Source organism: Paraburkholderia sacchari (assembly GCF_000785435.2).
Classification (GTDB): Bacteria; Pseudomonadota; Gammaproteobacteria; order Burkholderiales; family Burkholderiaceae; genus Paraburkholderia; species Paraburkholderia sacchari.
Genome location: NZ_JTDB02000004.1, coordinates 229,954 through 248,894 on the forward strand (window position 1 = coordinate 229,954; position 18,941 = coordinate 248,894).

Below are 18,941 nucleotides of genomic sequence, written 5' to 3' on the forward strand. Positions count from 1 at the left end.
ACCGTGCGCGCCGTGCCCGGTACACAATGCGCACGGGGATTCGCGAGTGCGTCACACACTGTCACGCGGGAATCCGATCTGCGCTGCGTCCGCTCTGAACGCTAGCCCGCTTGCGAGGCGCGCTCGAACTCGCCACCATCCGCATGACGTAGCGCACTCCCTTGAGGCACTACCGACTACGCTCACGCGCCGCAAAACAGTGGCGCGATCATTCTCGCCCGCCGCTGGCACGAAACGTGATTGTCGCGATGTGACTGGCGCCGCGCATGGGCCGCGCATTCAGGACGCAGCGGGAATACGCCGCTCGTGCAAGGCGGAGGCCACAAGCCACGCATTCGCGCCCGAGGCGGCCGCGGCTTGCAGATCGTCCGCGTTGCGAATGCCGCCCGCGCCGATGATTTGCCGCTGCCCCGCGCGTTCGCGGACCTCGGCGATCGTGTCGAGCGCGGGGCCGTCGAATGAGCCCACGCGCTCCAGCGTCATGACGATCAGGCGTGCGGGCCAGTGCGAGGTGTCGGTCCAGCAGTGCGGATCGCCGAGCGGCGTGTCGTGACGGCGGTCGAGCGAGAGCAGCGCATCGGCGGGCAGATGCGCCATTGCGCCGGGCCGCAGCGATTCGCTGCCGAAGACGGGCGTGATCGCGGCAACGCCGGGCGCACTGCGGGAGGCGCTGGTTGCGTCGCTGCTGGTGCCGCATTCGCGCAGTGAAGCAAGCATTGCGCTGGCCGCATGAGGATCGGCAAAGCCCGCATCGAGCCACAACTCGATTCCGGGCAGCGCGCCGGCGAGCCGCGCGAGCAGGCCGCGTTGCGGTGCGCCGTGCACGATGCCGTCGAGATCGGCGACATAGAGCACGGCGGCGCCGCAGTAGTCGAGGAGGGCGCGGGCGGCGTCCACAGGATCGCTGCCGCTGCAGAGTTGCGATTCGAGCGGGCGATAGCGGCTGCGTTCGCCGCGTACGGCACGCACTGCGGTGCCGCCGAGCACGTCGATAACGGGAATGATTTGCATGGGGGAGCGAGCGATGACGAAGGTGCTGGTCTACGAATATATCAGTGCTGGCGGCGATGAGGCAGCGGCTGCCAGGCCCGAACTGCTCGCGATGGGGCGCGCTATGCGCAATCCGGTGGCGAGCGACCTCGCGCGCATCCCCGGCGTGGAGGTGACCTGCATCTGTGCCGCGGGCGATACCGCCGCTGCGCCGCGCGCGCCCTCTCTGACGTGGCGTGTCCCGCCGCGCGGGCACGACGCCGTTGCGTTCGTGGGGGCAGAGGCGCAGCGTCACGACGCGGTCTGGGTCATTGCCCCCGAGACGGACGGCGTGCTGGCCGCGCTGTGCGGCGCCGTGGACGCGTCGCGCTGGATCGGTTGCAATGCCGCCGCGCTCCAGGTGGCGGGCAGCAAGCGCAGGACGGCGCGGCATCTCGCGCAAGCCGGCATTGCGACCACGCGCGCCTGGTCGGCCGAAGCGCCGCTCGAGCCCGGCGCGAGCGCGTGGGTCGTGAAGCCCGACGACGGTGCAGGCGCAATCGACACTCATGTCTATCACGACTTTCACGCGGCCCAGTCGGCGTTCCTCGCGCGCCTCGCGGCGCAGGAGGACGTGACTTTCGAGGAATGGGTGGAGGGCGACGCGCTGAGCCTCTCGCTGCTGTGCACGCGGGGCCGCGCGGAACTGCTGAGCGTCAACTGGCAGCATGTGAACGTCACGCAGGGGCGCCTCGCCTACGAGGGCGTCACGGTGGGCGCGATTGCGCTCGACAGCCTCGTTGGCCGCGCCTGCTCGGAGCTGGCGGCGCGCGTCGCGCACGCGCTGCCGGGATTGGCGGGCTTCGTTGGCGTCGATGTGGTCTGGCATCGCGAGCGCGGGCCGGTGATCGTCGAAATCAATCCGCGCGTGACATGCGCCTATGCGGGGCTGGCAGCGCGGCTTGAAATGAATCTGGCGGCGCGCGTGCTTGCGGCGCACCTCGAAGTTCAGCACGAATCTCAGCCCAACGCGAACGACAGGGTTCACGACACGGCACACGACAGCGCCGAACAGGTCTGCCATGTTGCATGACCTTGTGATCGGCTGGGACATCGGGGGCGCGCACGTGAAGGCGGCGCGCGTGGAGCATGGCTGCGTGCTCGATGTCGTGCAATGGCCTTGCCCGCTCTGGCAAGGCCTCGCGCAACTGGACGCCGTGCTGGCCCAGGCTGCCGCACGTTGGCCTGATTACCGCGAGGCCGGCCATGCGGTGACGATGACGGGCGAGATGGCTGATCTCTTCGAGCATCGCGAGGCCGGCGTGACCGCGCTCGCGCAGCGGCTCGCCGCGCGGTTGGGCGAGCGCATGGCCTTCTACGCAGGCGAGGGGCGCTGGTGCGCGCTGGACGAGGTGGCGGCGCACTGGACGCACATCGCCTCGGCCAACTGGCTCGCCACGGCTCAGGTGATCGCGCGGCGCGTGCCCGATGCGGTGCTGGTGGACATCGGCAGCACGACGACGGACCTGATCCCGGTGCGCGGCGGCCGGGTTGCCGCGCTCGGCGCCGACGACGCGGCGCGTTTGCGCACGGGGGAGCTCGTCTATCAGGGCGTCGTGCGCACACCGCTGTGCGCGCTCGCACAGCGCATCGGCTTTCGCGGCGAGACCTGGAACGTCATGAACGAACTGTTCGCTACCACAGCCGACGTGTACCGTCTCACCGGCGAGCTTGCACCCATGCACGATCAGCATCCCGCCGCGGACGGCGCAGGCAAGGACACCGTGGCCACGCACCGGCGGCTCGCGCGCATGATCGGCCATGACGCCAGAGATGCTTCGGAAACCGAATGGATTGCCTTCGCCTGCCAATGGCGCGATCTGCAGCTCGGGTATCTGGCCGCGAATCTCACGCGCGTACTGGGCAAGGTCGGGCCGGTGCCTGGCGCCGTGCGGCTGGTGGCGGCGGGCTGCGGCGCATTTCTGGTCGAGGCGCTCGCGCAATCGTGCGGGTATGAGACGGTGCGCTTCGGCACGCTCGTCGAGGCGCGCGGCGGCACGGCGGGATGGGCGCAGGTCTGCGCGCCCAGCGCGGCGGTTGCGCTGCTGTTCGCGGAGACTGCCGATGCAGCGCTCGCGTGACGCGGCGGGATGGCCGATGTCGTTGGGGGAGCGCCTATGTGGGTGGTGAAGATCGGCGGGAGCTTGAGCCGCGACCCGTTATTGCAGACGTGGCTGCGTGAATTGAACGAGCTGGGCGGCGGGCGCGTGGTTATCGTGCCGGGCGGCGGCGGCTTCGCGGACCAGGTGCGCGAGCATCAGGCGGTCTGGCGATTCGACGATCTTGCCGCGCACAACATGGCGGTGCTCGCGATGGCGCAGCACGCGTTGATGATGCAGGGCTTGTGCCGCCGCCTCGTAGTCGCGGCCACCGAGCCGCAGATCCGGCAAGCGCTGCATGCAGGCCGGACCGCCGTGTGGGCGCCGTTTGGTTTGCTGCGGCAGGAGGCCGATACGCTCACGAGCTGGGACGTGACCTCGGATTCGCTGGCGGCGTGGCTTGCCAATCGGCTCAACGCCGAGCGTTTGATGATTGTGAAGTCGTGCGCGGTCGATTCGGAATGCAGCGTCGCGCAACTTGCGGAGAAAGGCGTGCTCGACAAGCGCTTTGCCGAGCTTACCAGGGAGGCTTCTTATCCGTTGGATATCCTGAATAAAAACGATTGGCCATGCGTTCGGGAATTGCTGCTCAATGCGGTTGTGTCTTGAACGATTTATGCGGCCTGGGCAGCCTGAAGCGGCTCATACGACACCGCCTGCCTCTCCCCCTTTAACGCTGAGCGCAGCATCCGCACCCGCTCTCCCTCAAGCCTTCCCGTCCGCGCCCCATCGCACAACGCACTCCGAAACCCGGCAAAGTCCGGCAACAGCGCCCGCACGCGTGGCACATGCTCGACACGCAGCGCGCCCGCAAGCCCCACCATCACTTCATGCGCACGCGCAATCTGCACCATGCTATCGAGCACGGCGAGCGGCACGCAGTGAAAGAGGCTGCCGGCTTCCTTGCGCTGCGTATCGGCCATCACCCCGGCGAACCCCAGCTCGCACGCATATTCAACAAGCCTGAGATCGAGCCCGTCGTCGCACAGCAGCACCGGCACCATGCTCCAGCGCAGCGCGCGCATGCGTTCGAGCGTCTCTCGCGCCGAGGGCCCCGGGGCCACGCCCGCTTTCACGTAATCCACACCGCAGCGGCCGATACGGTTCGCATGATGCGCCACGGCCGCGTGGTCGCCGGGGCGCAGGTCGCCAATTGTCGCGCTCACGGGCAGGCCCGGATAGCTTTCGCGCAACGCGTTGACGATGCTCGCGACGCGCGTTGCCGGCAACGCGCCCAGAGCGCCCGCGCGCGGTTCCTTGAGGTCGATGAAATCCGCCCCTGCGGCGGCTGCTTCACGCGCCTCGGCGAGGTCGCGCACACTGGTGAGGAGTCGGATCATGTCGGTTCGCGCATGCAGGCGCGCTCGTTGTGCGAATCGTGGAGCGATTCACGGTTTGAATAGAAGGCGGCCGTGGCTTCGGTCAGCCATCGCCAGGCTTCGCGCTCGGCGGGGCCCGCCGTTTTCTCGATGGCGATCGTGAGCCACGCCATTTCCGTTTCGATCTTTTCGCGCGGCAGCAGGTGCAGGCGGCTCACCAGCACGGCGGCCTCGATCACGGCGGCCTGCGCGCGGTTAAAGCCTGTGAAGGGCGCGTGCGTTGCTTCGGCCACGCGGCGCAGCGTCAGCACCGGGCGGGCAGGGTCGCCGCTCGCGTCGACGAGGCGCAACTCGGTATGCGCGAGCGCCCCCGCGAGACGCACGCCCGGCACTGTGCCGGCGGGCAGCGTCGGCCAGCTTCGGCGGCCCGTCACGCAGCCGGCGAACACGCGCACGTCGGTGGTGAAATTCATCACCGCGCAGCCGCTCGCCATGATGTTGTCGTAGGTGGTGGACGGGGTGAACGGCATCAGCACGACACTGTCGCGTTCGAGGCGCGCGCCCATCGGCGCGATATGCGGCGTGCCGTCGATGGAGCAGGTGGTGACTACGGTCTCGTGGATCATTCAGGCCTCCTTGCGCAGCGTCGTGCCTGGCGCGCATTGTTCGAGCAGGTTTTCCGCATCGCGCTCGGCGGCGCAGCCCCAATCGAGCGACTGATCCTGCGCGTAACGCTTGCCGAGGCGCCACGCCACTTCGGCGCGCGCCAGTTCCACGCCCATGTAAAACGCATGCGCGCCGTCGCTTTCGAGCTTCAAGCGCGGCCAGAGCGCGAACGGGTCGACAGCGACATGGTGGCCGTCGCGGTTGTACACGTGCACGCCTGCGCTCGACACCTGCACACGAAAGTTCGGATCGCGGATCGCGCGTGCGGTGTCGGCAATCTCCTCGGGCGAATCTGGGAAGGGCCGCTTCGCATGAATGGTCATCAACGCGTCCGACATGCCCTTGGGCAACGTGCGCTGCTCGCGCGCGGCGTACATGACGCGCCGCGCGACGTCCGCTTCGCGGATCGCGCGGCGCGCGTGCTGGCTGACCTGGGTCGTCAGGATGGCTGCTATGCCCAGCTCCGCGCCCATGCCGAGCAGCACGGCGTTCATGCCGCACGTATCGGCCTCGGTGAGCTCGGTGACGTTGCCCACGCCCATCATGATGGGCGCGTCGGGGAACGCGTCGCGAACGCGCTGGTAGCGCACCAGCGACTTCAGGAGGCCGAATGGAATCGGGTCGAGTATCGGATCGGCGAGAAACGGCCGCCCCATCGCGCTCACGGTTTCGATGGCGGTGAAGAGCGACGCTTCGTCGGCGGGCTCGCGCGCCACCAGGATGGGCGTCGATTCGACCTCGTTGAGAATCCACAGCGTCTCGGTCGAGAGACTGAGCAGATAGTCGGCGCCGGCGCGGCCGCCGCGCACGAGCTCCTTCGCGTCCATCGAGTCGACGCTGACCGTGAAGCCGCGCTCCTTGAGCGCGCGCACCGCGTCGGCCAGATGCGGGAATGGCGTGGAGGGCAGGCAGCCGAGATCGATCACGTTGGCGCCGTCGGCCTGAAGCTGTGCGGCGCGCTGGCAGATGGCCTCGACATCGAGCCTGGGCGCGTCCACGATCTCCGCGAAGATGGCGATGTCGTACTTCGAGAGGTCGACCGGCCGCGCCGCACGGTTGAAGTAGGCCGGCAGATCCTTGAGCTCCTCGGGGCCGCGCGCGAAGGGAATGCCGTAGTGAGTCGAGAGCGCATCGAGGTCGCCCCGGCAACGGCCTGGCACGATCACGCGGTCGGCCGCGATGGGAGCGCTCACGCGGCGGCGGATCATGTCGGCCGTCATGAGCGCGGCGACTTGCAGGCCGATCTCGCGGATCTCCCAGGTGAACGGCGCGGGCTCGAGGCTGCGCAGCACCCGTTCGAGCCCGGGCTGGGCGAGGCGTCCGGTTAGAAAGACGATGTGTTCCATGGTGTGTGAGTCGTCGCTTGGGTTCGTCGCTCTTGATCGTCTATCGACCGGCTTGATCAGGCTCGGCCGCAAGCAGGCCGAGCGTTCGGTAACGCGTGTCCAGCGCCGCGCGTAGCGCGTCGATCGAATCGGCCACCACGCAGTGATCGATCTGGCGCAGACGCTCGACGTTCTGCAGCTCGATGTTGCGTGGCCTTAGTTCGACCCAGTCCAGCGGGCTTTTCGTGACCACGACCGGTTCCGTGTCGCATGCAAAGATGATGCCGGGAATGCCGAGCTTGCCGGCCTGCGCGAACAGGTTGGTCGGCAGTGTGTCCGAGATGCCGAACGCGCATTTCGCCACCGTGTTGCTGGTGGCCGGGGCGATCACGAGCGTGTGATAGAGACCGGCTTCGTAGAACATGCCCACCGGCACGGCGCTCGCACTGTTGTCGCGGAACACGCGAAAGCGCGCCTTCAACTGCGCGATGCCGATCTTGTAGAGCGGCAGCACTTCCTCGGCGGCGCGTGAGAGAAACAGGTCGACGTTCGGCATCTCGGCGGCAAGCGCGAGCGATTCTTCGAGGCAATGCCCCGATCCGGTGATGGCCCACGCAAGGCGCGGCCGCGCTAGCGCCGTGTCGTCCTGGCCTTCGTGGCTTGGGTGCGCCTGGTTCGATGGGTGCGCTCGGGTCATTGTTTGCCTGCTGTTGCTATCGGGTTGTTGTCGGGGTGATGCCATGCTCGTGCGCCGTATCCACATGTGCTGTTGGATGCACAGGCAGCCTGCGCAGTTTGCGATACACAGTGTCACCGGGCGCGCGGCCCGCCAGATGCGCTTTGCCACGCCGGAACCGCGTTTTTGCTGCACTGTCGCGCTGCCATGGACCTGCCGTCGAGCATTACGCGGGTTCTACTTGCGACATTCGTGCCTGGGACGGTTCTTGCATGAGATCGGGCCGACCCATCCAGGACAAGCGAGAGGAGCAAGCATGAACGCAATCGACACCAGCATGTTCGACCGGCCCGCGAGGCAGGCAGTCAGCACGGCGCGCCAGATTGAAGGCGAGGGCGCGCAACCGATGGACCTCATCTTTATCGAGGGTTTTACCGGCGAGACGGTGATAGGCATCGACCCGGAGGAACTGCACGACCCGCAACCGGTGCAGATCGATCTTTGGGCCGGTCTACCGCGCAGCCGCGCGTGCGATACCGACGCGATTCACGACACCATCGACTATGGAAAAGTCCACGGTGCGTTGCAGGCTTTGTTGTCGAATCATGGCGTGCAACTGCTCGAGGCGCTGGCAGAAGTGATTGCGCAGATGCTGCTGGTCGACTTCGGCGCGCACTGGGTGCGGGTCGCGCTCGTGAAGCCGAACAAATTCGCGAACGTGAAGGCGGTGGGCGTGACGATCGAGCGGCGCCGCGCGAGCGTGGCGCCCGTGCACAAGCGCGAGGGCGTGGCGCTGGCGTTGCTCGGCGCCGGCATGTTTCCGCCGGAAGGGACGTTTTGAACGGGCGGCCGGACGGGCTTGCTGAGACCCGTCCGGCGCCGCGTGCGTGATATGCCGGGTGCGGCCGGTGCGTTGAGCGCCTTGGTTGAGCGCCTTGGTTGTGCGCTTTAGTTGTTCGCGTGCCGCTCAGCTGGCGGCAAACGGATGCTTCGCTTCGCCCTTGCGGCGCACCACCTCGGCCGCGCGCGGTTCGCGCTCCACTGCGCGCTTGAGCGCCTCGCGTGTGGCGCGATAGTTGTAGTCCTGGATCTTCTGGTCGTCCTCGGCCTGCCAGTGAATGAACACGCCCACGCTGATAAAGACGTCGTCGGCTTCATCGGCGGGAATCGTGCCGTCTTCCACGCTGTCCGCGACCGCGAGCGCCACCGCGCGCTGGGCCGGGCCGAACATCTGCACGGCCTGCTTCGCGCCCTTGATCGTCACCTTGTTGAACAGCACCGTGTTGGGCTTGGCGAGCAGGTTGGGCGCGACCACGGCGAGCAGCGAGGTGAAGCCGTCCTTGTTGTTGGTGAGCGCATTGCAGAAGGCGCTTTCCGCCGCCGAGCCGCGCGGGCCGACGATCAGGTCGATGTGCGCGACTTCGTTGCCTTCGCCAACAAGCGATTCGCCAACAAGCACGCGATCTATCTTTGCCATGGGGTTTGTCTCCGGTTAGTCCAGTGAAAATATCGGTGTGTGTGCAACCAAAGCGGTATCGAGGCAGGCGGCCGCGAAGAGCGTGGCGACCGTGAGGTCCGCGCTCGTGCCCGGATTGATCCCGCCGGCCTTGAGCGCGGCGTCCCAGTTGTCGAGCGCGCCCGGTGCGCAAAGGCGTGCCTCGCCCTGCGCGAGCCACGCCGCCGCTTCGTCCGAAATGCGCTGTGCGCAGGCGTTGCCGTGCTTGCGTGCGATGTGCGAATCGGGCCAGCGCGCGAGGAAGCCGAACCAGGTAAGCAGCACCGCATCGGCGAGCGGCGTGGGCGAAGCGGCCCGCGCAGCGCAGGCCGCGCGAAACGTGGCGAGGCCGAAGCCCAGCACGTCGCGGAAGTCTTCGGCGTACTGGCGCGCGATGCTGTCGCGATCGGCGGCAAGCGTCATCGCGGCGCGCAGATCGACCGTCGGTGTCGTGCCGACGCTCTGGCTGTCCGCCTCGCCGAGGCCGCCCGGATTTGCGAGTGCGATCGCGCGATAGGCGGCACAGGCGTCCTCCACGCTCAACGCATGCAGGACCTGTTGCAATGATGCGGCGCAGGCGGACAACGAGGCCGACGGCGGATCGGCTTCGAATGCGTCTTCGAATGCGCGTTCGAATGCACGTTCGAATGCGGCAGCAAGCGGCGCGCAAAGCAGCACGATGCCGAGATTGGTGTTGCACCCGGCCACGGCACGCGTGCCGGCAATGGCCGCCTCGATGCGCGCGCCCACCGAAGCGCCATCGCGCGTGAGCGGCGCGCAGGCCGCTCGCGCGCTGGCGAGAAAATGTTCCGCGTTCATGCCGTGCCCGGCGGAGGCGATGCTGACATTGCCGGGCTTCGCGCACACGACGTCCTGCTCGCAGGCCCACAGAAACGCGGCTTTAATCGCCGCCGCTGTCGTGGCTGTCGTAGCTGTCGTAGCTGTGGGCATGAACTGATGATCCGGCCGCGCGTTCATGCAACCGCCTCGCGCGGCGTGTACACGTACCCGAGCCTGCGCGTGAGCAAGTCGTCGACGATACAGCCCGCGATGTCGAACGATGTTACGGACTGCAAACCGCGCCATGCGGCCACGCCATTGACTTCGATGACCTGGGCACCGCCGTCGGTGGCGCCGCAAGGCACCAGATCGATGCCGGCATAGTCGAGCCCGAGCGCGGCGCTCGCGCGCTCGGCGAGCTGCGCGAGTTCGGGCGTAAGCGGCTGGGTTTCGCAGCGTCCGCCTTGCGCGACGTTGTGGACCCAGTGCTCGCTCACGCGACGCATGGCCGTGACCGCCTTGCCGCCCACCACCAGCACGCGCCAGTCGAAGCCGGGCGTGGAGACTGGCGCAACGAAGCGCTGCATATACGCGAGCCCGCCATAGGCCCGCAACGCAGGCAGCGCCGCGCAGCCGCTTTCGCCTCCGCCAAGGCGCACGAGCCCCTTGCCTTGCGAGCCGAACAGCGGCTTGAGCACGACCTCGCGGCCCGCCGCCGCCTCGCGCATCACGATGCGGCGCGCGTGCGGCACCGACTCCCCGGCCCACGCGGGCGGCGTGGGGATGCCGGCGCGATGGAGCAGGAACGACGTCATCGACTTGTCGACGCTGCGCTCGATCGCGCGGGCGTCGTTGTAGACCGGTACGCCCAGTTCGCGCAGCGCATGGAGGATGCCAAGGCGCACGGTCACCTGCTCGAAGGTGCCGCCCGCGATGCCGCGCACGATCACGGCATCGGGCAGGCCGCGGCCGTAGCCCGGAATCACGAGGCCGTGCGCGGCCCAGGTGGTGTCGATGCGGCAGTCGGCGAGGTCCACGCAGCGGCCCTGGGCGCCGCGCTCGCGAAGCGCGCGCTTCAGGCGCGAGGTGTGCCAGCCGGTCTCGTCGGTCATGATGGCGACGCGCGGTCCGCTGGGGCTCGCGCTAGTGTTCGCGCTTGCGATCGCGTTCGCGCTCATGTCAGGCCTCGCCGAGCCACAGCGGATGAAGCAGGTCGAAGCGCGTCGCGCCAGCGTGCCAGGTGCGGCCAGTCGCGAGACTGCTGACCCAGACCTCGGCAGGCGCGAAGAGGGCCGGGTCGATCTTGTAGAAGTCGTAGTCGTACTCGGTGAAGATCTCGGCGAACGAGCGGCCAAAGTCGCGCGAGGCCGACGACGGCAGGCGCTGCGCGAGATCTCGCGCAGCGTCGTCGTTGCCGTTGACGGTAAGGTGAACGCGTCCGCCGTAAAGAATCGCATCGTTGGTACGGCCCATCGCCTCGATCGCTTCGCGCGCGGGGGGCGGCAGCGGGGCGCTCGCGCTGCCCTCCACGATGTCCCCGAGCGCGAAGCCCAGCACATGCGCCTTGTGCAGCGCCACTTCGAGCGCGCGGGCGACCACTTGCGTGGTGCCCGCGCGGCTGGCGGTGGGTGTGAGGATCAGCGTGAGCTCGTGCGCCTCCAGCGCGCAATCGCGCAGGATCTTGTCGATGACCACTTCGGGCGGGGCGCGGTCCACCTCCAGCACGAGGCAACCGCGCTTCGAGACGTCGCGATAACCGAGTTCCTCGTAAAGCGGCTCCTTGCAGGCGAGCGAGCGCGCCGGTCCCGAGCCGAGCGCGAAGAACTTCTTGCCGCCGGTCTCCTCTTTCGAGGCGGAAAGGCTCCAGCCCGCGTACTGGCTCGCGAGGCAGGCGAGCACGGGCTGCGCGCTCGCAATCTCGACCACGGTGGGCCATTCTTCGCGCGCGCCGGCGCCGCCGTTCGCGCGCACGCGCACGGTGCCAAGCCCGCCCATGCAGATCGCGGCGATTGCAGCGCCGGCGGCCACGCTGCCGGGCGCTTCGATGCCGGCATCGACGATCAGCACGCCGCGCGGGTCGCGTCGCGCGGCGATGCCTAGCTCCGCCTGCTGTTCAAGGAGCGCGGCGAGCAGGGGCTGCGCGAGTGCGTTGACGCTGAGCAATGCGGATGTAGTTGCTGACGCAACCGATTCAGCGATAGGCGAATGAGCATTCATGGGACACCTTCAGCAAGGGTTCGATGGCGGCGGCGCGGGCGGCGAGCGCGGCGCGCACCGCATCCGCGGATGTGCCCGGCGCGCAGGTCGCCGAGACGGTGCAAAGCGGCGTGCCGGCGGCAATCGCGCTGCCGGCGACGGGAATGTCGTGACACCAGCCGAGCCGCCGCGCCTGATCTTCGAATGCGGGGGCGACGATGTGAGCGTCCTGCGCAAACACGACCAGTTGGCCGCGCACGGGCGGCGCACGCGTGGTTGCGCCTTGTTCCTCTTCGGCTTCGATTGCTGTGAGGGCTTCGCCCTGGCAGGCACGCAGGTGACGCGCGAGCAGCGAGGTATGCGGAGTATGAGGATCGCAGTCGTAGAGCGCCATCGTGGCCGACGGGCGCGCGTTGACTTCGAGGACGATGCAACGTTCGCCGTCGCTCAGGAAATCGAGGCTGTTGAGGCCGACGAGCCCGCTCGCCGCGACGATCGTCTGCACGGCGTGGCGCACCGCGTCCGCGAGGCGGGTGCCCACCTGCACGGGGCCGATCGCGCCGCGCCAGGCGAACGGATGTTCCCCATGCCGCGCGACGAGTTGCTCGTTGATGCCGAGCACTGTCGCGCGACGTCCATCGGCGAGAAAGAGCGACGACATCGGGCGGCCTTCGCAAAGCCGCTGGTAATAGACGCCGCCGCGCATGTCATGGCCAGAGCCGTCGACTGAATCCGCAAGGCGAATATGCTGGCCGCCCGTACCCGAGGCTTCTTTGCGTAACCAGCCGCTCGCGTCGGGCGGAGGCTCCATCCGCGTTTCGGGGAAGGCAATGCCATGCTCGCTCAACATGGCAAAAAAACGCGTTGGCGTACGCACGGCGTCATAGGCCGGCGCCGCGTTGCCGATGAGCGGCAAACCCGCAATGGGCGTACGCAGCAGTGCCGGGCAGGCCTCGAAGCCGCTGCCCGCGATCCAGCCCATCACGCCGCGCTCGACGCGCGCGCGCTCGAGCGCCGCGCGCGTGCGCGCCGGATCGAGCGAGAGGCTCGCAGCATGACCGACCGGATGCCAGCGTTGCGCTGCGCGACGCGTGTCGCTGTCGCCGAACAGGTCGAGCGCGATGACGCGCCAGCCCGCGCGATGCGCCGACTCCGCGAGCATGCGCGCGGAGAGGCCGGCCACGACGATGGCTGGCTGGGTCATGATCGTGCCTCGTTGGGTCGGCAGCTGCGGTAATGGGTGGGCTTCGCGTAGCGCATCGCGGTTTTTGACTGGCTCACGCTGCCTGAACTTCGCTCTTGGCTTCACCCTCGGCCACAACCTCACGCGCGAGCGAGAAGGCCTCCTCGAAGCCGAGATAGACCGGCTTTGCGGTCGCGAGCATGCGTTCGAACAGACGCCGCTGCACCTGGTATTTGACGTTGCCGATCGCCAGCGCGCCAATGCCGAGCGCACGGTGCATCCCGAACGGCTTGCCGTCGTCGGCCACGCCCACGCCGTCGATGCCGGCTGGCGGCACCGCATTCACGTCGGCGGCCACGAGTAGTTGGGATGCCTGATCGACCTGGCGCGTGTTCATCACCTGCACGCCGGCGGCTGCGGTTGCGAACACCAGCTCGGCGCGCGCGAGCGTGGTGTCGAGCGCTTCGGTGATCTGGGCATCGGCGCCGCGCGTCTGCACGTCGAAGCGCGTATTGATGCGGCCGCTGGCGGCCTGTGCGGCTTCGAGACCTCGGCTGCTGGCAATCGAGACGTGCGCGCCCGCGCGCGCGGCCAGCACGCCCGCGATCACGCCTACGGGGCCCGTGCCGCCCAGCACGACCACGCGCTTGCCTTCGAGCGCTTCACCGTGCGCGCGCCGCAGATGCCATTCGACGCTTGCGACCAGCGCGGCCGCTGTCGTATAGGCGCCGCTCGGGTCGGCGAATACCGAGACCTCGAAAGGAGGCACCATCGCTTCGCGCGCGCGCTTGAGCATGTCGGCGGCCAGCACGACGTCGCGTCCGCCAATGAAGAGGCCGGTGCGCGCCACGCCCTTGGGGCCACGCGAAAAGATTGCGTCCTGGGTGAGGGCCGCGACGTTATCGATGCCGACGTCGGCGTAAGGCACGACGACCTGGTATCCCGCATCGACGGCCATGTTCACGTCGAATGGGCTCATCTGCCGGGTCGGCGTGAACATATGGAGAATGAAGGGACGTTCCATCGTTTGTCGGATGTGCAAGAGAGGTTGAGGGAGGGCGTCAGGCATTGCCAGGCGCATGAATGATGGTCGCGCCCGCGTTGCGCCCCTTGACGATTTCGAGCCGCAGCGTGGGACCGACCACGCCGGCCGCGCGCGCCGCTGCCACGGCGTTCGCGGCTTCGTCGTGCGAGGCCATGATCGCGAAGCCCGTGGGCCCCCACGAGCTTTGCCCGATGCCGGCGCGATGTCGCGCGCCAATCCAGTCGAGCACGCGCGCGACCGCCGCACTCGTATAGATGCCGCCTTGCGACGGCGCGAAATAGCGGCCGATGCGCTCCTGCAGCTCGCTCACGCCGCGCGCGAACGGCGCGAAGTCGTGCTCCGCGGCGGCCGGCAGGATCTGCATCAGCGCGAGGTGGCACGCGTGCGCGGCCAGCTCCTGCGGAAACGGCGGCAACGCGGCCATCGCCTTGCGTTCGGCAGGGCCGGACAAGCCGCTGCGCGCGTCGTCCAGCACGAGCAGCACGCGCCATTCGTCGGGAAACGGCAGGCGCGAAAGCACGGGCGGTAGCTCCGTCGCCGAGCGCGGGCCGCCGTCGAGAATCAGCCCGCCTTGCTCGAAGCCCGCCACGCCAACGCCCGAGCGCGCGCCGCGCGCGAGTGCGAGCGCAAGTTGCGTGGCGTCGAGTTCGAGCCGATGCAGCCGCGCGAACGCGTGACCGGCGCACAGCGCGAGCTGCGTGCCGGAGCCGAGCCCCGCATGAACGGGCAGTACGTGACGCAAGCGCACGTCTAGCGGCTCGCGCCGGCCGCTCAGGCGCTTGAGCGCCTCCATATGCGCGCGCAGGCGCGGCAGCTCCTCGCTCGCATAGGGCGGAGCGGCGTAATGATCGCCATTGCTTTCGTTGCTGTCGTTGCCATTGACAGGGTGGTGGCCGCTGGCGAGCCGCATCTCGAGCGTCGTGCTGATGCCGTCGATCACGAGGCCGAGACTGCCGAAGCGACGGCCGAGCGACGCGCCCGGATCGAGAAAGCCGAGATGCAGTCGACCGGGTGCATTCACGGTGACGGCACTTGCGGCTTTCGTGGGGTATTGCGTCGTGGCGTATTGCGTCATGAGCGCTTCCTCGCATCGGTGAGCGGACGGCCTGGTCCGCCGACTCATGCAAGCGTCGTGCCATACGGGCCTGGTGTGGGCCTGGTGTGTGCCCGATGTGGGCTTGGTGTGGTCCGACCGCGGGGCCACGTATGGGCCGCCTGTGCGCGCGGATCGGCTCAAGCGCCTGCGCAGACCAAGTGTATCGAGCGCGCCCTGACGCACAAGCACTGGAAGCGGCGCGCTGCGCGAACACGCGCGTGCGCCGTATCGGTGACAGTGTGTCACTCGCCCTGGCGGATACGCACGGGGTGAGTGGGCAGATCCACGTATTCGCCGGCGAGATACGTCTCGGTGTTTTCCAGTACGAAGCGGCGGAACGATTGACAGGTTGGCGAGAGTTGCCGCGCGTTCAGATGCACGATTTGCCAGGCGCGGTCGATCGGCGTGCCGCACACGTCGAGCAGCGCGATCTCGCGCGTGCGCAATTCGAGCCGCAGCGTGTGCAGCGAAAGCAGGCTGATGCCCATGCCCGCCATGACGGCCTGTTTGATGGTCTCGTTGCTGTCGAGCGTGACGACCTTCGCGGGCGTGAAGAGATGATGCTTGAACATTTGCTCGACGACGGTGCGCGTGCCCGAGCCCGGCTCGCGCATGAGGAAGGTCTCGTGGCGCAGTTCCTGCACGTCGATGCGCCGCACCGCCGCGAACGCGTGATCGCGCGCCGCGACGATCACCTGCGGGTTATAGGCGAGCGGCTCGGCGATGGCGTCGAGATCGCGCGGCGGGCGGCCCATCACCGCGAGGTCGATGGCGTTGTCCTGCAGCATGCGCAACAGCGGCTCGCGCGGGGCGATCGTGAAGCGCACTTCCACCTTCGGAAACTGGGCGCAGTAGCGCGCGATCAGTTGCGGCACGAAATAGCGCGCGGTGCTCACGAGACCCACCGAGATCGCGCCGCTGTCCGCGAGCGAGAGCGACTGCAGCGCATCCTGAGCGTCCTTCACCTCGCCGAGGATTCGCTGCGCGTAATGCGCGAGCGTGGCACCGGCTTCGGTCAGCACGATGCGGCGCGCGATGCGCTCGAAAAGCGGCAGGCCAACGGCTTCTTCGAGCTGCTTGATCTGCATGGAGACGGCCGGCTGCGTGAGATGAAGCTCCTGCGCCGCGCGCACGAAGCTCACGTGCTTCGCAGCGGCGGCAAAGATCTGCAACTGGCGCAGCGTGAGCGTGCGAACGAAGTTGAGCATGACGGAGACCATACGAAGAAGCGCCGGAACAGGATGCCGAATGGCGCGCACAAACAGGTAAGGGATCCCTTATAGGATGACTAAGAATATCTGAATTTCGCTGATTCGATCAGCGCTTTATCGTTGAGCCGTGTTCCGGAAAGAGTCGCGGCGGTTGGCAGGCATCTTGCTCGTGCTGCCTGTATTTGTGCGCGCCGCGTACTTCGCGTGGCGCGAAGCTTTCTGAACTCCTGCAATGAGGCGACCATGCCATCCCGATACATGACGCTCGACGACTTCCTTGCACGCGCACTGGACGGCGAACACGACGCAGCCCGCGCATACCGCCTGCGTGGCGTAATCGGCGAGATCGCGCTTGCGGTACGAGCCATCGCGGCGATGATCGAGCGGGTCATGCTCGATGGCAGTGCGGGCGCAGGCGCTGGTGTCCAGGCGGGGGCGCGCGAATTGATGATGGCGCTGTGCGAGCGCAGCGTGTGCGTCGCGGGCTATTCAGCGGCGGGATCGAACGGCTCATGGTCCACGTCGGCACCGGCGGCAAGCGCGCGCAGTGGGTATCTGCTGACCTTCGAAGCGCTCGACGGGGCCGCGCAAATCGCCGAAAACGGCGTGGCGGGCAGCATTTTTTCGGTGCGCGAGAGCGCATGCGAAGCGATGGACAAGGACGCGCGCGAGTCCGGCTGGCGGCGCGGCGGCGATGCCATGCGCGCGGCGGCCCACGCGCTCTACGGTCCTTCGACGCTGCTCGTCCTGACACTCGGACGCGGCACCCACGGCTTCACGCTCGATCGCGCGAGCGGCACGTTCGTGCTCACGCATCACGCGATGCGCGTGCCGGACGAGGGCGTCGAAGTCGCGATCGACGGCGCGCGCGAGCATGCCTGGGAGCCGCCGGTGCTGCGCTATGTGCGCGAATGCCGGGCGGGCAGCGCGGGTGTGCGCGAGCGCGACTTCAGCCTGCGCAATGGCGGCTGCGCGGTTGCCGATCTGCATCGCGTCCTGATGCGCGGGGGGGTGAGCATCGTGCCGCGCGAGTTGCGCGACGTGCAGGATGCGAGCGGTCTGGACCTCGTGCACGCGGCACAGCCGCTCGCGTGGCTGATCGAGCAGGCGGGCGGCGCGGCCAGCACCGGCCGCGAGCGCGTGCTCGATCTGCAGCCCCGCGCACTCGACGCGCGCACGGGCGTCGTGCTTGGAACGACGCGCGAAGTCGCGCGGATAGAGCGCTACTACGGCGAGTACGAGCGCGGCGTGGACCGGCCGTTCGATTCGCCGCTCTTTAACGAGCGTTCGCTGTTCCGGCCCGAAGCCTGCGCCTGAGCGAGAAATCATGTCGATCAAACATCCGATCGTGGCGGTCACTGGTTCGAGCGGCGCGGGCACGACCACGGTGATGAACAGCTTTCAGCACATTTTCCGGCGCGAGAAGCTCAAAGCGCAGATCGTGGAGGGCGATGCGTTCCACCGTCACGATCGCGAGGGTATGCACATCGCGATGAAGGAGGCGGAGGAGCAGCGCAAGCAATTCAGCCACTTCGGTCCCGACGCGAACGTGCTGGACCGGCTGGAGGAACTGTTCAGACAATACGGCGCAACCGGCCGGGGGCGCGTGCGTAAATACATCCACGACGAAGCCGAAGCGCTGGAATACGACGTGGAGCCGGGCAAGTTCACCGCGTGGACCGACGTCGAGCCGGACACCGACTTGCTCTTTTACGAAGGGCTGCATGGCGGCTTCGTGGGCCACGGCATCGACGTTGCGCAGCACACGGATCTGCTCGTGGGCGTGGTGCCCATCATCAATCTCGAGTGGATCCAGAAGCTGCATCGCGACAAGACGTTGCGCGGCTACTCGCAGGAAGCGGTGATGGACACCATCCTGCGCCGCATGCCCGACTACGCGCATTACATCTGTCCGCAGTTCAGCCGCACGCATGTGAATTTTCAGCGTGTGCCGACCGTGGATACGTCCAATCCGTTCACGGCGCGCGATATTCCGAGCGCCGACGAAAGCTTTGTGGTGATCCGCTTCGCCAATCCGCGGGGGATCGATTTTCCCTATCTGCTGACGATGCTGCAGGACTCGTTCATGAGCCGGCCCAACGTGATTGTGGTGCCGGGCGGCAAGATGGGGCTCGCGATGCAACTGATCTTTACGCCGATGATCCTCAAGATGATCGATCGGCAACAACGCGCGGCCTGAGGGCCTAAGGGACTGACGGCGCGCCTAACAACAGGAGACTTTCATGCAAGTCATGTCGCGCAAACTGCCCATCGACGCTGTCCTTTTCGATCTTGCCAGCACCTTGCACGGCAAGCGCATCGGCGGCCATTTCGCCGAGCTTTTTCCCGATGTCGAGGTCGCGCTGGATGGCTTGCGGCGGATGGGACTGAAGCTAGGCGTCGTGACCGACAAGGCGATGGAGGCGGTCGAGCCCATGTTGCAGCAATTTGGTTTGTCGATGTGGTTCGATATTGTCGTGGATGGCTGCGCCGTCACGCAGCGCAAACCGCATCCGGCGCCGCTGTTGCATGCCTGCGAGGCGCTGGCGGTACAGCCTGCTCATGCGCTATATGTGGGCGATTCCACAAACGATGCGCTGGCCGCGCAGGCCGCCGGGATGCAGATGATCCGGGTGAGCTATGCGGAGGGGGCGGCTCGTTCTGGTGGCGGCGAGCAGGCAGATTTGCCTTGCCTGCGAGTGATCGATTCGCTTGGCGAGTTGCTGGAGTTGATTGGGAGTCCGCAGCAGGCCAAACGCACCAGGCGCGTGGTGCAGGCCGGCTATCGGCATGATGATTGGGCCGGGTTGTATATCTGAGT

General features: G+C 67.6%; 20 protein-coding genes. 7 read left to right on the plus strand and 13 right to left on the minus strand.

The genetic code is table 11. From position 1 onward, the window contains the following. Positions 1-279 precede the first annotated feature (279 nt). Positions 280-1,011 (minus strand): HisA/HisF-related TIM barrel protein, encoded by a 732-nt coding sequence (locus tag NH14_RS16590; protein WP_035525466.1) that lies wholly within the window; start codon positions 1,009-1,011, stop codon positions 280-282. Positions 1,012-1,024: 13 nt separating this feature from the next. Here NH14_RS16590 and NH14_RS16595 point away from each other — a divergent pair, with 13 nt between their 5' ends. From NH14_RS16595 to NH14_RS16605, 3 genes are read left to right on the plus strand one after another with little or no spacing between them, the layout of a single operon-like run. Continuing rightward, the gene (locus tag NH14_RS16595; protein WP_084225328.1) at positions 1,025-2,062 is read left to right on the plus strand and encodes an ATP-grasp domain-containing protein; all 1,038 of its coding nucleotides are present in this window, start codon (positions 1,025-1,027) and stop codon (positions 2,060-2,062) included. Then, on the plus strand, positions 2,052-3,110 hold the full coding sequence (locus NH14_RS16600) for a hydantoinase/oxoprolinase family protein (protein ID WP_035525464.1): 1,059 nt from the start codon (positions 2,052-2,054) through the stop codon (positions 3,108-3,110). Before NH14_RS16595 ends, NH14_RS16600 begins: the two co-directional genes overlap by 11 nt. A gap of 36 nt (positions 3,111-3,146) precedes the next feature. Further along, positions 3,147-3,737 carry an amino acid kinase family protein gene (locus NH14_RS16605; RefSeq protein WP_035525462.1) on the plus strand — a complete coding sequence of 197 codons (591 nt, stop codon included), beginning with the start codon at positions 3,147-3,149 and terminating at the stop codon, positions 3,735-3,737. Positions 3,738-3,742: 5 nt separating this feature from the next. Here the strand turns inward: NH14_RS16605 and NH14_RS16610 are convergent, their stop codons facing one another. From NH14_RS16610 to NH14_RS16625, 4 genes are read right to left on the minus strand one after another with little or no spacing between them, the layout of a single operon-like run. Next, positions 3,743-4,468 (minus strand): (5-formylfuran-3-yl)methyl phosphate synthase, encoded by a 726-nt coding sequence (locus NH14_RS16610; protein WP_035525461.1) that lies wholly within the window; start codon positions 4,466-4,468, stop codon positions 3,743-3,745. Beyond that, a complete protein-coding gene (locus NH14_RS16615) occupies positions 4,465-5,073 on the minus strand; it encodes a DUF447 domain-containing protein (RefSeq protein ID WP_052147982.1) in 609 nt (202 codons plus the stop codon). Before NH14_RS16615 ends, NH14_RS16610 begins: the two co-directional genes overlap by 4 nt. After that, positions 5,074-6,459 (minus strand): DUF6513 domain-containing protein, encoded by a 1,386-nt coding sequence (locus NH14_RS16620; protein WP_035525459.1) that lies wholly within the window; start codon positions 6,457-6,459, stop codon positions 5,074-5,076. It lies immediately after the preceding gene. A gap of 40 nt (positions 6,460-6,499) precedes the next feature. After that, positions 6,500-7,135 carry a flavoprotein gene (locus NH14_RS16625; protein ID WP_035525457.1) on the minus strand — a complete coding sequence of 212 codons (636 nt, stop codon included), beginning with the start codon at positions 7,133-7,135 and terminating at the stop codon, positions 6,500-6,502. 295 nt (positions 7,136-7,430) lie between these two features. Between NH14_RS16625 and NH14_RS16630 the strand changes: the two genes are divergently transcribed. Then, positions 7,431-7,955 (plus strand): dihydroneopterin aldolase, encoded by a 525-nt coding sequence (locus NH14_RS16630; protein WP_035525455.1) that lies wholly within the window; start codon positions 7,431-7,433, stop codon positions 7,953-7,955. Between the two features lie 126 nt (positions 7,956-8,081). On the opposite strand, the gene fae is transcribed toward NH14_RS16630, so the two are convergent. From fae to NH14_RS16670, 8 genes are all read right to left on the minus strand, one after another. Further along, positions 8,082-8,591: a formaldehyde-activating enzyme gene (gene fae / locus NH14_RS16635; RefSeq protein WP_035525453.1), complete on the minus strand. Its 510-nt coding sequence runs from the start codon at positions 8,589-8,591 to the stop codon at positions 8,082-8,084. Positions 8,592-8,606: 15 nt separating this feature from the next. Then, positions 8,607-9,560: a triphosphoribosyl-dephospho-CoA synthase gene (locus NH14_RS16640; protein WP_052148001.1), complete on the minus strand. Its 954-nt coding sequence runs from the start codon at positions 9,558-9,560 to the stop codon at positions 8,607-8,609. Positions 9,561-9,583: 23 nt separating this feature from the next. Further along, positions 9,584-10,567: an ATP-grasp domain-containing protein gene (locus tag NH14_RS16645; protein ID WP_052147981.1), complete on the minus strand. Its 984-nt coding sequence runs from the start codon at positions 10,565-10,567 to the stop codon at positions 9,584-9,586. 1 nt (position 10,568) lies between these two features. After that, positions 10,569-11,606 (minus strand): methenyltetrahydromethanopterin cyclohydrolase, encoded by a 1,038-nt coding sequence (mch, locus tag NH14_RS16650; RefSeq protein WP_052147980.1) that lies wholly within the window; start codon positions 11,604-11,606, stop codon positions 10,569-10,571. Continuing rightward, positions 11,581-12,789, minus strand: a complete 1,209-nt coding sequence (locus NH14_RS16655) for an ATP-grasp domain-containing protein (RefSeq protein WP_035525451.1) — start codon at positions 12,787-12,789, stop codon at positions 11,581-11,583. The genes mch and NH14_RS16655 overlap by 26 nt, the downstream gene beginning before the upstream one ends. A gap of 73 nt (positions 12,790-12,862) precedes the next feature. After that, positions 12,863-13,792 (minus strand): NAD(P)-dependent methylenetetrahydromethanopterin dehydrogenase, encoded by a 930-nt coding sequence (locus NH14_RS16660; protein WP_035525449.1) that lies wholly within the window; start codon positions 13,790-13,792, stop codon positions 12,863-12,865. A 37-nt stretch (positions 13,793-13,829) separates the two neighbouring features. After that, entirely contained in the window at positions 13,830-14,888 is a 1,059-nt protein-coding gene (locus NH14_RS16665) for a beta-ribofuranosylaminobenzene 5'-phosphate synthase family protein (RefSeq protein WP_035525447.1), read from the minus strand. A gap of 263 nt (positions 14,889-15,151) precedes the next feature. Beyond that, a complete protein-coding gene (locus tag NH14_RS16670; protein ID WP_035525699.1) occupies positions 15,152-16,117 on the minus strand; it encodes a LysR family transcriptional regulator in 966 nt (321 codons plus the stop codon). 246 nt (positions 16,118-16,363) lie between these two features. On the opposite strand from NH14_RS16670, the gene NH14_RS16675 reads away from it, so the two are divergent. Genes NH14_RS16675 through NH14_RS16685 form a run of 3 tightly spaced genes read left to right on the plus strand, consistent with a single transcriptional unit; the run spans position 16,364 to position 18,939 of the window. Next, on the plus strand, positions 16,364-17,437 hold the full coding sequence (locus tag NH14_RS16675) for an FIG domain-containing protein (protein WP_035525445.1): 1,074 nt from the start codon (positions 16,364-16,366) through the stop codon (positions 17,435-17,437). A gap of 10 nt (positions 17,438-17,447) precedes the next feature. Next, positions 17,448-18,320: a phosphoribulokinase gene (locus NH14_RS16680; protein ID WP_035525442.1), complete on the plus strand. Its 873-nt coding sequence runs from the start codon at positions 17,448-17,450 to the stop codon at positions 18,318-18,320. 43 nt (positions 18,321-18,363) lie between these two features. After that, positions 18,364-18,939: an HAD-IA family hydrolase gene (locus tag NH14_RS16685; protein ID WP_052147978.1), complete on the plus strand. Its 576-nt coding sequence runs from the start codon at positions 18,364-18,366 to the stop codon at positions 18,937-18,939. The last annotated feature ends 2 nt before the right edge of the window (positions 18,940-18,941 follow it).